The sequence below is a fragment of the Kribbella sp. NBC_00889 genome (assembly GCF_045207705.1).
Lineage (GTDB): Bacteria > Actinomycetota > Actinomycetes > Propionibacteriales > Kribbellaceae > Kribbella.
Genome location: NZ_CP108783.1, coordinates 1,925,002 through 1,939,875, shown reverse-complemented (window position 1 = coordinate 1,939,875; position 14,874 = coordinate 1,925,002). Strand labels below are relative to the sequence as shown.

Here is a 14,874-nt window from a genome sequence, read left to right as displayed (position 1 = left end):
CCACATCCGCGGCTGCGACGGTCCGTTTACCAGGCTCGGTGGAGGATTTCGGTGGCTTCAGCCTGGCTGAGGCCGGCTCGGTGGGCGGCTCGGGCGAAGACGGTGGCGGCGGCACGGGTTTCTTCGTCGTCGACTCGGCTGCGGGAGGCGAGGACGAAGGTGCCGTTCCGGCCGCGGGTCTCGACCAGACGATCGGCCTCGAGCTCCTTGTACGCCCGCGCCACCGTGTTCACCGCCAGCCCAAGATCACCCGCCAGCTGCCGGACCGTCGGCAACCGCGTACCCTGCGCCAGCTGACCGGCCCGGATCAGCCCGTCGATCTGGTCCTTCACCTGTTCGTACGGCGGTTTGGCCGCGCCCGGGTCGACCGTGATGATCATCTGCTGCCCCCTCGAGTCTTTGTATCAAATGTATTGAGACAAAGACTCGAGGTCAAGTGAAGTCCGTCGCGGTGTAGGGCCTCTGCTCCACCAGGACCAGCCAGTTGCCGGAGTTGTCGCGCAGTACCGCCTCCACGCCGTACGGGCGATCGGACGGCTCCTGGAGGTACTCGACGCCGTTGGCAACCAGCTCGGCGAAGGTCTTGTGGCAGTCGTCGGTGGCCATGCCGAACCCGTGCATGGAGCCCTTGGCCATGATCCGGCGGATCGAATCCGCGGACTCGGAGTCCATCGGCGGCCCGGGCAGCATCAGCGCCAGCTCGAGCTCGGGGTGGTCGGCCTGGTGCACCGTGCACCACCGGAAGTCCTCGCTGAGCGTGATGTCGTCCCCCACCACGAACCCGAGCTTGTCGGTGTAGAACGCCTTCGCCTCGTCGATGTCATTGACGTAGACCGTGACCAAACTGACGTTGGTGATCACTGTTCCTCCTCGTCGTTGGTACGACGGTAGGCTTCGGCAGCCCCGGCGTGCTTCTCCGGAATTGCGGAGTTCAGTCCGAGCATGAACACGAAGCAGCCTGGGATGCGCGGACCCGTCCGGGTCCGCTGGTACTGCGTCGGCGTCATCCCGACCAGCTCGGTGAACCGCTGCGAGAACGAACCCAGGCTGCTGTACCCGACCAGGCCGCACACCTCGGTCACGGTCAGGTTGGTCGCCCGCAACAGATCGGTGGCCCGCTCGATCCGCCGGCGGGTGACGTACTGCATCGGCGTCTCGCCGTACTCGGCCGCGAAACACCGCAGGAAGTGGTACTTCGACACGCCTGCGGCGGCCGCCAGCCCAGCCAGGTCGAGCGGCTCGGCATAGTTGCGATCGGCAACATCCCGGGCACGGCGCAGATGCGCCAGCAGCTCCACCGGTACGACGGGCCGCATCGCTCCCCCTTCTTTCGGTGTGGACCGAAGGTTTGGAGACTACCGGCCGATTCGTGAAGCTGGCCTGCATGAGAGTCGGACAAGGCGGGACCGGACCTGGGCCGCACACACCGGACGGCAGTGCAATCGAACTCTACGAGGCCACACCGGCGCACGGTGAGGACGAATTGATCAACGCCGCGATGGAACCGGGCAGCAGCATCCTCGAGCTCGGCTGCGGCACCGGGCGGATCACCCGGCCACTGCTCGCCCTCGGGCATCAGGTGGTCGCAGTCGACGAGTCGCCGGACATGGTCGCGCGTGTGACCGAGACCGAGACGATCTGCTCGACGATCGGCGACCTCCGGCTGGACCGCCACTTCGACGTGGTGCTGATGATGTCGTATTTGATCAACGTCGCCGATGACGACGAACGCCTGCGCCTCCTGCGCACTTGCGCCCACCACGTCCGCCCGCGCGGAGCGGTTCTGCTCCAGCAGCAGATCCCCGGGATGATTCGTGGTACCACCGTGATGGAGAACGAGCACCGCCGCCTGGTCGTCTCCGACGTCGAGGAACTCCCCGGCAACCGCCAGGCGGCAACGCTGACCCACACCATCGGCGACCGCTCCTGGTCGCAGCGCATCCTGACCCAGAACCTCAGCGACGACCAGCTGTCGGCCCAGCTGACCGAAGCTGGGCTGACACTGGCCGACTACCTCACCCCCGACAAGACCTGGGTCCGAGCGCGCCGCCCTTAGCCGAGGCCGCCGCCCGGGACGGAGCCGGTGAGGTAGCGGATCGCGTTCTTGAACGAGTCGCAGCGCCGCTGGTCCTCCGCGCCGGCCGGGTAGCCGATCGCCGCCAGTTTCCTCCCAACTCCGGTCGAGCTCAAGCCTCTCGAGTCAGTCCCGGCCGCGCAGGAAGGACTCGACCATCGAGACGTACCGGCTGTGCTCCTCGATGTGCGGCATGTGGCTGGAGTACTCGAACACTTCCCAGCGGACGTCCGGGATCAGCTTCGCGTACGGAATCACGGTGACCGGTGCCGCCTCGTCGTACACCCCTGAGATCACCAGCGTCGGCACGTCGATGTTCGCCAGCCGGTCCACGATGCTCCAGTCGCGCAGACTGCCGACCACGTGGAACTCACTCGGCCCGTTCATCGTGTGGTAGACCGTCGGGTCCTCCTCCAGTGCCGCGAACGCCGCGCGCACCTCGGGCGGGTTCGGCACCACCCGGCAGACGTGCCGGTCGTAGAACGTCGTCATCGCGGCCTCGTACTCCGGGGAGTCCGTGGTCCCGGCCTCCTCGTGCGACCGGAGGGTCTGGTCGATCACCGGAGGGAGTCCGGCCCGCAATGAGGCGGCCGCCTCCAGCCACAACGGCATCGACGCCGGCGAGTTCGCGATGACGAGCCGTCTCAGCCCGGCAGGACGCCGTACGGCGTGTTCCGCGGCGAGCATGCCGCCCCACGACTGTCCCAGCAAGTGGTAGTTGTCGGCGATCCCGAGCAGCGCGACCAGGTTCTCCAGCTCGGTCAGAAACAGTTCGACGGTCCAGTACGACGGGTCGGCGTCGGGCAAGTGCGTCGAGTTCCCGCAGCCCAACTGGTCGTAGTGCACGACCGGCCGCGCAGGCCCATCTGGATCCGCAAATGCGGTCAGCGACAGCAGATACTGGTGCGTGGCGCCGGGACCGCCGTGCGCGACGACCAGCGGCGTAACGCCACTGGACAGGTCACCGGTGACGCGGAACCAGGTCTCACCGTCGGCGAACGGGATCCGCCCGTCCAGCGTGGGCGGCAGGATGCGGTAAGACGAGTCGGCGATGCTCATGGTGGTCCTTTCAGTCGGCGAGCCAGCCGCGTACGTGCCGGCGGAGGAAGGCGAGGTCGTCCGGGATGTCGCGCGGTGATCCGGCCCGGTGACCCCACACGCTCGGGATCTCGGCCAGCTCCGCCTTGCGCAACGCGGCCAGCTCCAGCTCGTTGTCCGCCGTCCGGAAGTAGAGATCGGTTGCCGAAGGCACCAGCAGGACCCGGGCGGTGATCGCCGCCAGCGCGGCGTCCAGGTCACTGTCGTACGGTGTGCTGATGTCGGCCGCCAGCCAGGTCAGGGCCTGGGCGTACTGATCGGCCGCGCGTCCCTCCGCGAACCGGTCGACCCAGTCAACCTGCAGGAAGGTGTCCAGGTCGGCGAAGCCGAGGGTCTCGAACAGCCGGGCGCGATAGAAGTCCTGGCTCAGCCCCCAGCCGGCGTACACGTGCGCGAAGGCCCTCTTCGCCGCGACCGGCTCCGCGCCGAACCGCCCGTCGCCGAGGTGTTCCGGGGCCGCCTCCAGGATGCGGAGCAGCCCGGACAAGAAGACCCGGTTGTGCAGCGACGTACGGGCGCTGCCGCACACGACGATGGCCCGCTGGACGAAGTCAGGGTAGAGCGCCGCCCAGTGGTAGGCCTGGCCGGCGCCCATCGAGAACCCGTACGCCGCGTGCGCCTGGGTGATGCCGAACGCCTCGGTGAGTAGCCGGTACTGCGCGTGCACGTTGTCCGCCATCGTCACCAGCGAGGGGTAGTCCGGATCGGTGGACGGGCTCGACGACAACCCGTTGCCGAACATGTCCGGAATCACCACGAACCAGCGCTCCGGGTCGAGCACCCCGTCGGGCCCGATCAGCCAGTCCTGCGTCTCGTGCGTCGCGCCGTAGCTGCAGGGATAGACGATCACGTTGTCCCGGCTCGGCGCCAGCGTGCCGTGCGTCTGCCAGGCCAGCCCGGCGTCGCGGATCACGCCGCCGCGTTCCACCGGCAGGTCCCCCAGCGCGAACAGCCCGGTCTCCACCGGCCAGGCCATCACACCAGTACTCCGGTCGGCAGCACGGCATGCACGCCCCAAGTCTGGTTCGCGACCTGGGTGATCCTGAGATCGACGGCGGTGCTGGCAAGGGCCAGGGCGGTGCTCTTGTCCACGTCGAGGATCACCTCCAGCCAGCACACCATCGCGTCCAGCGCGTCGCCCATCGCGACGTCGAGATCGGGGTCGAAGCCGAAGGTGATCCGTCCCGCCGGGGTTTCCGCGTGGATCGACCGCAGCGGCGGCGGCTCGCGGACCAGGTCCAGCGCCAAGGTGGTGGTCATCGGGCACTCGATAGCGGTCCCGCCGACCTCGCCGTCGCCCTGGGCCGCGTGCCCGTCGCCGAGGCTGAGCATCGCCTCGGCGACGGCGAGCGGCAGGTAGAGCGTCGACCCGGCGACGAGTTCCTTGCAGTCGATGTTGCCGCCACCGACCGTGCGGGGCGGGATGGTCGAGTGCTCGCCGGTGGCCCGCGGAGCAACGCCGATCACGCCCAGAAAGGGCGCCAGTTGCCGGCTGAAGCCGGCGTTGCAGATCCCCGTGCCGGCCTCGGCGTCCAGATCCCACAGCAGCCAGGACGGCGGCTGCCCGGTGATCCCGAGTCGTTCGGTGATCGGGGACTCGAGCGCACCGGCGACGGTCCAGCCCCACGGATCCGGGGTCAGCGACAGGAGCCGCACTGCCAGCAGGTCGCCCGGCCGCGCACCCCGCACCGCGATCGGGCCGGTCAGGCAGTGCCCGCGCGACTCGGCGAACATCGTCGGCTGCTTCTCCCCGGGCGTGGTCTGCGGCTCGAGGTAGCCGGAGGCGTCCAGCGACCGTACGACGAGGGTGTCGCCCGGGTCGACGGTCAGCACCGGTGCACGTTCGGCGGTGAACACGTCGACCGTCGTCCGCGGGGTGGGGTCGAGTCTGTGGGTGGTGTCGTGGATGGTCATCCGCTACCTCGCCGGTGTCAGGAGTTCGGTGGTCAGGGGGTGGTGGCAGGCCACCGCGTGCAGGCCGTCGCCGGCGGTGAGCGCCGGTGCTTCTATGGCGCAGCGCTCGGTGGCCAGTGGGCAACGGGTCCGGAAGTGGCAACCGCTCGGCGGATCGATCGCGGACGGCAGCTCGCCGCCGAGTCCCACGGACCGCACCGGTCCCGACTGCTCCTGACGTGACTCGGGCTGGTCGGCCTTGGCAGCTGGTGGCAACGGGATCGCCTTGATCAGTCCCGCCGTGTACGGGTGCCGAGGCGCACCGTAGACGTCCTCGCTCGGCCCCAGCTCGACCAGCCGGCCGAGGTACATCACGCCGATCCGGTCGGCCAGGTACTTCAGCAGCGACAGGTCGTGCGAGATCACCACGTACGTCTGGCCGTACCGGTCCTGCAGCGAGCGCATCAGGTTCAGGATCTGCGCCTGGACCGAGACGTCGAGCGCGGACACCGGCTCGTCGGCCACGATCACCCGCGGGCGCAGCGCCAGCGCCCGGGCCATCGCGATCCGCTGCCGCTGCCCACCGGAGAACTCGTGCGGGTAGCGCTGCGCGGCCTCGGGCGGTAGGCCCACCGCGTCCAGCAGTTCGCGCACGGTGTCGCGCCTCTCGCGGCGCGTGCCGACGCCCTGGGCGATCAGTGGTTCCTCGATCAGTCCGGCGACTGTCATCCGCGGGTCCAGGGCGGCCGCGGAGTCCTGGAACATCATCTGCAGGTCCCGCCGGCGACGCCGTCGTACAGCCGGACTCTGAGCGGCCAAGTCGCGGCCGTCGAAGGTGACCGAGCCGCTGCTCGGACGTTCGAGCCCGACCAGCATCCGGCCGATCGTGGTCTTGCCGCAGCCCGACTCCCCCACGATGCCGAGTGTCTCACCGGCCCCGATGCTCAATGTCACCCCGGACACCGCGTGCACCGCCCGCCTGGGCCTGAACGGCCGCTGCGACTTCAGCCCGAACCTCTTGTGCACGTCGAAGAGCTGGACCAGGGTCTCACTCGTCCGCGGCTCGGCTCCGCTCCGCACACGCCGTACCTCCGGCTCCCACCGCGCAGGGGACTCCGCGGTGGGATGGAAACACGCGTGCAGGTGATCGCTGCCCGGTGTCACCTCCACCAGGGCCGGGTCCGTACCGCGGCAGTCGTCCTGCGCGAACGCGCACCGCGGCGCGAAGCGGCACTGCGGCGCGAGGTCCAGCAGCTTCGGCGGTGCTCCGGGGATGGTGGACAACTCTGTGCCGCGGTCCAGCTCCAGCGTCGGCATCGCAGCGAGCAGCGCCTTCGTGTAGCGGTGCCGGGGTGCCTCGAACAACTGCTGGACGCCGGCCTGCTCGACCATCCGGCCGCCGTACATCACCGCCACCCGGTCGGCGTACTCGGCGATCACTCCCATGTCGTGCGTGACCAGCAGCACTCCCATCGACAGCTGCGACTTCAGGTCGTCGATCAGGGTCAGGATCTGCGCCTGGATCGACACGTCGAGCGCAGTGGTCGGTTCGTCGGCGATCAGGAGCTTCGGTTCGCACATCAGGCCGAGCGCGATCATCACCCGCTGCCGCATCCCGCCGGACAGCTGGTGCGGGTAGTCACCCAGCCGTTCCCGTGGCCGTGGCATGCCGACCAGTCCGAGCACCTCGGTGGCCCGCGCGGTCGCTGCCGCCCGGCTGGCGCCGACGTGGATCCGGTACGCCTCGCGGAGCTGGCTGCCGATCGTGCGGACCGGGTTCAGCGAGGTCATCGGGTCCTGGAAGATCATCGCCATCCGGCTGCCGCGCAACCGGCGCATCGCGGGCTCGTCCAAGCCGGTCAGCTCCTCGCCGTCAAGGCGGACGGACCCGCCGGTGACGGCTCCGCCGGGCGGCAGCAGCCGCAGGATCGACAGGCCGGTCATCGTCTTGCCGCACCCGGACTCCCCGACCAGGCCGAGGGTCTGACCCGCCTCGACGGAGAAGCTCACCCCGTCGACCGGACGGATCCGGCCCTGCCGGGTGTCGATCTCGGTCCGTAGGCCGCTGACCTCGAGCAGGCTCATCTGTCGTCCCTTCCGTCGCGGGTAGCGGACCGCCGGGCGGCGACCAGCCGGAACAGGCGGCCGAACCGCACGCCCTCGCGCGGGTCGAGCACCCGCATCAGGTGGTCACCGGCGAAGTTGGCCAGCAGGATCGTGGCCATGATGGCCAGGCCGGGAAAGGTCGAGAGCCACCAGGCGTCGGCCAGGTTCGTCGCACCGGCGGCCAAGTCGCTCCCCCAGTCGGGTGCCGGCAGCCGGACGCCGAGGCCGAGAAAGCTCAGCGTCGTCGCCGTCAGCACACCCCAGCCGATCGCGCTGCTGCCGAGCACGACCACCTCGGTGAGCAGGTTGGGGATCAGGTGCCGCCAGGACGTGCGGATGGTGGTCGACCCGAAGACACGCGCCGCCTCGACGTACTCCGCCTTGCGTAGGCGGCGGACCGAGGACTCCACCACGCGGGCGAAGCCGGGAGTGAAGGCAATGCCGATGGCGAGCACGATGCTGCGGACGCCGGATCCGGCGGTCGCGATCAGGATCAGTGCGATCAACAGCACCGGGAGGGCCAGGAACACATCGACCAGACGCATCACCACTGCGTTGACCAGCCTCGGAGCGACTCCGCCCAGAACCCCGATGGCGACACCGGCCGCCGTGGCAAGCAGAACCCCGAGCAGGCTGGCCAGCAGCACCGGGCGAGCGCCGTACACGGTCCGGCTGAAGACGTCGCGGCCGAGCAGGTCGGTGCCGAACAGGTGACTCCCGCTGGGGCCTTGCAGGTTCGCGTCGCTGGTGGCAACCGGGCTGACATGCGCCAGCAGGCCGGGTGCGGCCAGGAGGATGCCGATGAGAAGCACCGCCAGCAGCAGCCCGGTACGTCCGATGGTTGCCTTCAGCCCCTTGACGGAGCCGGTGGCGGGCATCGCCGTCCGCCCCGGCACGACGGCCGGGCTCAGGCTCAGGGGGTCGGTCGTCATCCTCGGGCCTCCTGCCGGGTGCGGGGGTCGATGGCACCGACGAGCAGGTCGACGCCGAGGTTGATCAGGACGTAGGAGACGCCGATCACCACGACGGCGCCCTGCACGACCGGGATGTTCTTGCTGGTGATCGAGGTGGCCAGGAAGCTGCCGAGCCCGGCGCGGCCGAAGATCACCTCGGTGATCGCGGCACCGGTCAGGATGTTGCCGAACTGCAGGCCGATGGTGGTGACCGCCGGCACCGACGAGTTGCGCAGCACCTGCCGCAGCAGCACGCGCAGGTCGCCGCTGCCCCTGGCCCGGGCCGCCTTCACGTAGTCGCTGCGCAGCTCCTCGATCACCCGGCCGCGGACCAGCCGGGTCAGGATCGCGGCATAGCCCCAGCCGAGCGAGACCGCCGGCAGCACCAGGGCCTTCGCCGTTCCGTCGTCGATCGCGGAGAACCACTGCAACTTGACGCTGAACACCAGCACCAGCAGCAGGGCCAGGAAGAAGTACGGCACCGCCACCCCGGCGAACGAGATCCAGCGAGCCAGCGTGTCGAGCGCCGAGCCGGGCCGCATCCCCGCGACCAGACCTAGCGGGACCCCGATCACCACCGCCACGAGCATCGACGCCACCGTCAGGACCAGCGTGCTCGGAGCCCGGGAGAGCAGCTCGAAGGCCACCGAGTTCTGGGTCAGGAACGACGTGCCGAGGTCGCCGCGCAGCAGCTGGCCGGCGAAGGCGGCGTACTGGCGCCACAGCGGGAGGTCGAGCCCGAGCTGCTGGCGCAGCGCGGCGATCTGCTCCGGGGAGGCGTTCGCGCCGTACAGGATCACCTTGGCCGGGTCGCCCGGAACGACGTGCACCAAGATGAACGCGATCACTGTGATGCCCAGCACGACCGGGACCGCCGCGCCGAGCCGGCGCAGGACGAACAGCGCCATCAGCCGACGGTGGCGCTGTGGAACGCCAGGTAGCCGTTGAGGGTCTGGTGCAGGTTCTTCACCTTCGGCGAGAGCGTGAACGCACCCGCGACATCCCACAGAGGCAGGAACATCGAGTCCTGCATCAGCTTCGTCCCGACCTGCTGGTACAAGTTGTTTCGGGCGGCCTCGGCCGCGGTGGCGTTGGCCCGGGCGATCATCTTGTCGATCGCCGGGTTGTTGTAGTGGGACCAGTTGAAGCCCGACTCGATCGCGTTGGAGTTGACCCAGATGTTGAGCAGGTACGGGTCGGCGCCGTAGTAACCGAACGAGCCGAGGTTGTGCACGCCGGAGTTGAAGCTGGCCTGCGCGGTGGCGAACGGCTGGACCGACGTGGTCGCGCTGAAGCCGACCTTCTGCAGCTCCGAGACGATGAACTGGGTCGGCAGCTCCAGGCCTCCCCCGCCGAACAAGATGATGTCCAGGTTGAGCTTCTGGCCGTTCTTTGTCCGGGTGCCGCCGTCACCGACGGACCAGCCGGCCCGGTCGAGCAGCGCTGCCGCCTTGTCCGGGTCGTAGGAGTAGGTCTTGCTCGCCGCCTCGCTGTACCCGGGGGTGATCGGCGTCAGCACATTGTGGGCCGGCTTGTAGACGTCGTACAGCACGCTCTTGACCATCGCGTTCTGGTCGACCGCGGACAGGATCGCCTGCCGGACCAGTGGGTCGTCAGTCGGCGGCTTGGCCACGTTGATCGGCATCCCGAGCGGAGTACCGATCGAGGGCACCACCAGTTGCTGGTACCTGCCGGACTTCTGGGCGGCGGAGATGTTGTTCGGCGGCAGGTTCATGGCAATCTGCAGCTGACCGCTCTGCAGCGCGTTGTAGCGGCCGCTGTCGTCGGTGACGATCCGGAAGACCAGCTTGTCGAGCTTGGCCGGCCCGTCGCCGAGCGCCTTCGGCCCCCAGGTGTATTTCGGGTTCTTCAGCAGTGTGAGCTGGCTGCCGGTTTGGTAGCTGTCGAACGTGAACGGCCCGGTGCCGACCGGGTGGTTGCCGAAGCCGGTCGGTCCGTACTTGGTCAGCGCGGCCGGCGACGAGATACCGAAGTTGCCGGCCGCCTGCTGGTGCAGGAATGACGCGTTCGGCTCGGTGAAGACGATCTGCACGGTGTAGTCGTCGAGCACCTTCGTCTCGCGGTACGGCCCGAGCGCCCCCAGCCCGCTCTTGGACTTCGTCCGCGGGTCGACCACGTGGTCGTACGTCGCCTTCACCGCGGCGGCGTTGAACGGGGTGCCGTCGTGGAACGTCACGCCCTTGCGCAGCTTGAAGGTGTAGACCGAAGCGTCGGGCGAGATCGTCCAGGACTCGGCGAGGCCCGGGTGGAAAACGCTGCCGCCGTTGCCGTCGGGCAGCCAGTAGACCAGCGGGTCGAACAGCGCGAACGAGATCAGCAGGGTCAGCGCCAGACCGGTGGCTCCGGGGTCGAGCGTGTCGGGCGTGGCGTTGATGCCCATCGTCAGCGTCCCGCCACTGGACGAGACCGCGGCGGTCGTGGTGGCGTCGTCGGCGCTGCAGGCGGACAGCACCGAGGCGAGGCCGACCCCGGCAGCGAGGCCGCCGCCCAGCCCCAGCAGCCGGCGGCGGGAGATCGGACGGCGGACGGCGGTGCCGAAGGCCGCGGTGGTGGAGGCCGCGGCGGTGGAGACCGCGGTGGTGGAGCGATGGGGGTGGTGGTCCATGAGAGGTGCTCCTCGAGGTGACAGGCCAAGCTCTTCCGTATGTTGTATACGGCCTGTGCTACGGGCATATTTCCGATCCGCCACGTGACAGTTTCGTCTCCGGCTGTGGAGCGGTGGCCACCGTGCGCTTGTTTCCTTGAAACACAGGGCTCCACGGCAGGAAGGGCAGCAAAAACTTCCGGCCATGGGCCGGGGCCGACGGAGGATTCGGTCCTCGCGAGTGGAGACCGTCGAGATCGCCGTCGTATACAGATTGCGGGTGTCGCGGCGGCCTGAGGTGGGCTCAGGCGCGATCGAGCCGGGGCCGCAGTGAACTGCGTACGCTCAGCACGTGGTGGCGGGCGGCCGCCTCGGCGAGGTCGGCGTCACCGGCCTCGATGGCTTCGATCAGGCCGTAATGCTCGGTCCACGCGGCCGGGTTCTGCAGCGGCGCACTCTGCCGGAGCAGCCACTGGCCGCGCTTCACCATCGGGATCGCGATGGCGATCAGGTAGCTGTTGCGGGTCATCTCGAATACCAGCGAGTGCAGCTCGGTGTGCAGGGTCGACAGGGTGTCGAGATCCTGGTCCGGCCCGGAGTCGCGGACCATGGCCAGGATCTCCCAGGCCCGTTGCAGCAAAGCGGTTGGCGGCTCCTCGACCGAGGCGGCCAGGCGGGCTCCCAACGGCTCCAGTGCGAGCCGGACATAGAACAGGTCGTCGGCCTGGCGGGCCGACAGCTTCGCCACGAACGCCCCGCGCCTGGCGACCACGTCGAGAAAGCCCTCGGCCTCCAGCACCCGCATCGCCTCCCGGATCGGGTTGCGCGAGACGCCGAGCTGCTGGGCCAGCCGATCCTCGACGAGCCGTTCGCCCGGTTGCAGCGAACCGTCCAGGATCAGCCGGCGCAGTTCCGCCGCGACCACGTCGCGCAGGGGCAGATGGCCGTCTCCGACAAGAACCGGGTTGGAGGTCACCAGGTCGACTGTATACGAACTGCCAAACCGGTTCAGCCGTTACCGCCGCCGACACTGCCCGGAGCGTCGGACTTGGCCGGCGTGGCGTCGACGCCGGCCTCCTTGCGCTGCGCGGCGGTGATCGGCGCCGGCGCGGCGGTCAGCGGGTCGTACCCGCCGCCGGACTTCGGGAACGCGATCACGTCGCGGATCGACTCGGTGCCGGCCAGCAGCGCGGTGATCCGGTCCCAGCCGAACGCGATCCCGCCGTGCGGCGGCGCGCCGAACTTGAACGCGTCGAGCAGGAAGCCGAACTTCTCCGAAGCCTCCTCGTCGGTCAGGCCCATCACCTTGAAGACCCGCTTCTGCACGTCCTCGCGGTGGATACGGATCGACCCACCACCGATCTCGTTGCCGTTGCAGACGATGTCGTACGCGTACGCCAGCGCCGAGCCCGGGTCAGTGTCGAAGGTCTGCAGCGAGTCCGGCTTCGGCGAGGTGAAGGCGTGGTGGACCGCGGTCCACGCACCCGAACCGACGGCGACGTCGCCGGCGGCGGTCGCCTCATCGGCCGGCTCGAACAGCGGCGCGTCGACGACCCACACGAACGACCACGTCGACTCGTCGATCAGGCCACCGCGGCGGCCGATCTCCAGCCGGGCCGCGCCGAGCAGCGCCCGCGACGACTTCACCGGACCGGCGGCGAAGAAGATGCAGTCACCCGGCTTCGCGCCAACGTGGTCGGCGATGCCCGCGCGCTCCTCGTCGGACAGGTTCTTGGCGACCGGGCCGCCGAGCTCGCCGTCCTGACCAACGAGCACATACGCCAGACCGCGAGCTCCACGCTGCTTGGCCCAGTCCTGCCACGCGTCCAGCTGCTTGCGCGGCTGGTCCGCTCCCCCGGGCATCACGACGGCACCGACGTACGGCGCCTGGAACACCCGGAACGGCGTGTTCTTGAAGTACTCCGTGCACTCCACCAGCTCCAGGCCCATCCGCAGATCCGGCTTGTCGCTACCGAACCGCGCCATCGCCTCGGCGTACGTCATCCGCGGGATCGGCGTCTGGACGTCGTACCCGGCAAGCTTCCAGAGCGCGGTCAGGACCTCCTCGGACAGCGCGATGATGTCGTCCTGGTCGACGAAGCTCATCTCGATGTCGAGCTGGGTGAACTCCGGCTGCCGGTCGGCGCGGAAGTCCTCGTCGCGGTAGCAGCGGGCGATCTGGAAGTACCGCTCCATCCCGGCCACCATCAGCAACTGCTTGAACAGCTGCGGCGACTGCGGCAGTGCGTACCAGCTGCCCGGCTGCAGGCGGGCGGGCACCAGGAAGTCGCGGGCGCCCTCCGGCGTGGAGCGGGTGAGCGTCGGCGTCTCGATCTCGACGAAGTCGTGCTTGGCCAAGACCTCACGGGCCGCCTTGTTGACCTCGCTGCGCAGGCGGATCGCCGTCCCCGGGCCCTGGCGGCGCAGGTCGAGGTAGCGGTACTTCAGCCGGACCTCTTCGTTCACCGGCGTCGCGTGGTGCTCCTCGACCGGGAACGGCAGCGGCGCGGCCTCGTTCAGCACCTCGACCTCGGTCGCGATGATCTCGATCTCGCCGGTCGGGAGGTTCGGGTTCGCGTTGCCCTCCGGGCGCAGGGCGACCTCGCCGACGATCTTCAGGCAGTACTCCGAGCGCAGGCCGTGCGCGGCGTCCTCGTCGCGGATGACCACCTGCACGGTGCCGGTCGAGTCGCGCAGGTCGATGAAGGCCACGCCACCGTGATCGCGTCGCCGCGCCACCCAGCCCGCCAGGATCACGGTCTGCCCGGTGTGCTCGGCGCGCAACGAGCCTGCGGAATGGGTACGGATCACGAGTTCTCCTGAGTAGTGGTGTCGATACGGGGTCGGATGTCGGCCTCGGGCGGCGTCCAGGTCGCGGCGTCGGCGGGCACCTGCTCACCGCTGCGGATGTCCTTCACCTCGGAACCGTTCTCGGTGCTGAACCAGACGAACGGGATGCCTCGCCGGTCCGCGAACCGGATCTGCTTGCCGAACTTCGCCGCGGCCGGCGCCACCTCGACCGGGATCCCCCGGCCGCGCAGCGTCGCCGCGGTCCGCATGGCCTCAGCCCGGTCCTCTTCCGCGGTGAGGGCCACGAGTACGGCGGTCGGCGTACTGCGGGTGCCCTTGAGCAGCCCCTGGCTGACCAGCCGGTGCACCAGCCGGGACACACCGATCGAGATCCCCACACCCGGGTACGTCGTCTTGCCGTCGGATGCGAGGGCGTCGTACCGGCCACCGCCACCGACCGACCCGAACGACTCCTGGCCGACCAGGTACAGCTCGTAGACCGCGCCGGTGTAGTAGTCCAGGCCACGGGCGATCCGCAGGTCGGCCATCAGCAGGCCGGGTGCGTGCTCGGCGGCCGCGGCCATCACCTGGCTCAGCTGCTCGAGACCCTCGTCCAGCGTCGGGTGCTCGACGCCGAGCGCACGAACCTGATCCACGAAGGAGGTGTCGGTGCTGGAGATGTCGGCCAACTGCACCGCGAGCCGGGCCTGCTTGTCGGTCGCACCCGCCTCGATCAGCCGCTCGACGACCTTCTCCGGGCCGATCTTGTCGATCTTGTCGACGATCCGCAGCACCGAGGTCACGTCGTCCAGGCCGAGCCCGCGGTAGAAGCCCTCGGGAATCTTGCGGTTGTTGACCTTGATCACGAACTCCGGCACCGGCAGCCGGCGCAGCGCGTCCGCGATCACCAGCGGGAGCTCGACCTCGTAGTGGTTCGGCAGCTCGCCGGAGTCGATGATGTCGACGTCCGCCTGGGTGAACTCGCGGTAGCGGCCCTCCTGCGGGCGCTCACCCCGCCAGACCTTCTGGATCTGGTAGCGGCGGAACGGGAAGACCAGCTTGCCGCTGTGCTCCAGCACGTACCGCGCGAACGGCACGGTCAGGTCGAAGTGCAGACCGAGCGCCGCGTCCTCATCGGCTCCGGCAGCGAGGCGCCGTACGCCGTAGATCTCCTTGTCCGCATCCTCGCCCTGGTTGGACAAACGCTCGACCGGCTCGACCGCGCGGGTCTCGATCGACGCGAAGCCGTGCAGCTCGAACGTCTCCCGGATCACGTCGAGGAACTGCTGCTCGACAATCCGGTCCTGCGGAAGGAATTCGGGGAACCCGCTCAATGGGCTGAGTTTGCTCACGAT

15 protein-coding genes are annotated in these 14,874 nt (G+C 69.2%); 1 reads left to right on the top strand and 14 read right to left on the bottom strand.

Translation table 11 applies throughout. The features are described 5' to 3' along the window. Positions 1-26: 26 nt before the first annotated feature. From OG817_RS09520 to OG817_RS09510, 3 genes are read right to left on the bottom strand one after another with little or no spacing between them, the layout of a single operon-like run. On the bottom strand, positions 27-380 hold the full coding sequence (locus tag OG817_RS09520) for a GntR family transcriptional regulator (protein ID WP_360443925.1): 354 nt from the start codon (positions 378-380) through the stop codon (positions 27-29). A 52-nt stretch (positions 381-432) separates the two neighbouring features. Continuing rightward, a complete protein-coding gene (locus OG817_RS09515) occupies positions 433-861 on the bottom strand; it encodes a VOC family protein (protein ID WP_406053316.1) in 429 nt (142 codons plus the stop codon). Beyond that, positions 858-1,316 (bottom strand): helix-turn-helix transcriptional regulator, encoded by a 459-nt coding sequence (locus OG817_RS09510; RefSeq protein ID WP_406053315.1) that lies wholly within the window; start codon positions 1,314-1,316, stop codon positions 858-860. Before OG817_RS09510 ends, OG817_RS09515 begins: the two co-directional genes overlap by 4 nt. Before the next feature lie 68 nt (positions 1,317-1,384). Here OG817_RS09510 and OG817_RS09505 point away from each other — a divergent pair, with 68 nt between their 5' ends. Next, complete coding sequence (locus OG817_RS09505) at positions 1,385-2,056, top strand: class I SAM-dependent methyltransferase (RefSeq protein ID WP_406053314.1); 672 nt, start codon at positions 1,385-1,387, stop codon at positions 2,054-2,056. Here OG817_RS09505 and OG817_RS09500 read toward each other — a convergent pair. The 11 genes from OG817_RS09500 to hisS all read right to left on the bottom strand — a co-directional run bounded on the left by OG817_RS09500 (position 2,053) and on the right by hisS (position 14,871). Then, on the bottom strand, positions 2,053-2,190 hold the full coding sequence (locus OG817_RS09500; RefSeq protein ID WP_406053313.1) for a hypothetical protein: 138 nt from the start codon (positions 2,188-2,190) through the stop codon (positions 2,053-2,055). The two genes, OG817_RS09505 and OG817_RS09500, sit on opposite strands and share 4 nt — an antisense overlap. A gap of 10 nt (positions 2,191-2,200) precedes the next feature. Continuing rightward, positions 2,201-3,133, bottom strand: coding sequence for a proline iminopeptidase-family hydrolase (locus tag OG817_RS09495; RefSeq protein ID WP_393382053.1), 933 nt, complete (start codon positions 3,131-3,133; stop codon positions 2,201-2,203). Positions 3,134-3,143: 10 nt separating this feature from the next. Continuing rightward, positions 3,144-4,148, bottom strand: a complete 1,005-nt coding sequence (locus OG817_RS09490; protein ID WP_406053312.1) for an alpha/beta fold hydrolase — start codon at positions 4,146-4,148, stop codon at positions 3,144-3,146. Further along, positions 4,148-5,086 (bottom strand): acetamidase/formamidase family protein, encoded by a 939-nt coding sequence (locus OG817_RS09485; protein ID WP_406053311.1) that lies wholly within the window; start codon positions 5,084-5,086, stop codon positions 4,148-4,150. Before OG817_RS09485 ends, OG817_RS09490 begins: the two co-directional genes overlap by 1 nt. 3 nt (positions 5,087-5,089) lie before the next feature. After that, on the bottom strand, positions 5,090-7,150 hold the full coding sequence (locus OG817_RS09480; protein ID WP_406053310.1) for a dipeptide ABC transporter ATP-binding protein: 2,061 nt from the start codon (positions 7,148-7,150) through the stop codon (positions 5,090-5,092). Then, entirely contained in the window at positions 7,147-8,103 is a 957-nt protein-coding gene (locus OG817_RS09475; RefSeq protein WP_396393178.1) for an ABC transporter permease, read from the bottom strand. Before OG817_RS09475 ends, OG817_RS09480 begins: the two co-directional genes overlap by 4 nt. Continuing rightward, a complete protein-coding gene (locus tag OG817_RS09470; RefSeq protein WP_406053309.1) occupies positions 8,100-9,032 on the bottom strand; it encodes an ABC transporter permease in 933 nt (310 codons plus the stop codon). The genes OG817_RS09475 and OG817_RS09470 overlap by 4 nt, the downstream gene beginning before the upstream one ends. Beyond that, entirely contained in the window at positions 9,032-10,750 is a 1,719-nt protein-coding gene (locus OG817_RS09465; RefSeq protein WP_406053308.1) for an ABC transporter substrate-binding protein, read from the bottom strand. The genes OG817_RS09470 and OG817_RS09465 overlap by 1 nt, the downstream gene beginning before the upstream one ends. A gap of 283 nt (positions 10,751-11,033) precedes the next feature. Further along, positions 11,034-11,705 (bottom strand): GntR family transcriptional regulator, encoded by a 672-nt coding sequence (locus OG817_RS09460; protein WP_360443964.1) that lies wholly within the window; start codon positions 11,703-11,705, stop codon positions 11,034-11,036. A gap of 32 nt (positions 11,706-11,737) precedes the next feature. Beyond that, positions 11,738-13,540, bottom strand: a complete 1,803-nt coding sequence (gene aspS, locus OG817_RS09455) for an aspartate--tRNA ligase (protein ID WP_406053307.1) — start codon at positions 13,538-13,540, stop codon at positions 11,738-11,740. Further along, positions 13,537-14,871 (bottom strand): histidine--tRNA ligase, encoded by a 1,335-nt coding sequence (hisS, locus tag OG817_RS09450; protein WP_406053306.1) that lies wholly within the window; start codon positions 14,869-14,871, stop codon positions 13,537-13,539. Before hisS ends, aspS begins: the two co-directional genes overlap by 4 nt. Positions 14,872-14,874 lie beyond the last annotated feature (3 nt).

What these genes read in the sequence shown, in the direction of transcription:
- OG817_RS09520 (WP_360443925.1), bottom strand. Translation starts at nt 380, where the DNA reads ATGATCATCACGGTCGACCCGGGCGCGGCCAAACCGCCGTACGAACAG.
- OG817_RS09510 (WP_406053315.1), bottom strand. Translation starts at nt 1,316, where the DNA reads ATGCGGCCCGTCGTACCGGTGGAGCTGCTGGCGCATCTGCGCCGTGCC.
- OG817_RS09505 (WP_406053314.1), top strand. Translation starts at nt 1,385, where the DNA reads ATGAGAGTCGGACAAGGCGGGACCGGACCTGGGCCGCACACACCGGAC.
- OG817_RS09495 (WP_393382053.1), bottom strand. Translation starts at nt 3,133, where the DNA reads ATGAGCATCGCCGACTCGTCTTACCGCATCCTGCCGCCCACGCTGGAC.
- OG817_RS09490 (WP_406053312.1), bottom strand. Translation starts at nt 4,148, where the DNA reads ATGGCCTGGCCGGTGGAGACCGGGCTGTTCGCGCTGGGGGACCTGCCG.
- OG817_RS09485 (WP_406053311.1), bottom strand. Translation starts at nt 5,086, where the DNA reads ATGACCATCCACGACACCACCCACAGACTCGACCCCACCCCGCGGACG.
- OG817_RS09480 (WP_406053310.1), bottom strand. Translation starts at nt 7,150, where the DNA reads ATGAGCCTGCTCGAGGTCAGCGGCCTACGGACCGAGATCGACACCCGG.
- OG817_RS09475 (WP_396393178.1), bottom strand. Translation starts at nt 8,103, where the DNA reads ATGACGACCGACCCCCTGAGCCTGAGCCCGGCCGTCGTGCCGGGGCGG.
- OG817_RS09470 (WP_406053309.1), bottom strand. Translation starts at nt 9,032, where the DNA reads ATGGCGCTGTTCGTCCTGCGCCGGCTCGGCGCGGCGGTCCCGGTCGTG.
- OG817_RS09465 (WP_406053308.1), bottom strand. Translation starts at nt 10,750, where the DNA reads ATGGACCACCACCCCCATCGCTCCACCACCGCGGTCTCCACCGCCGCG.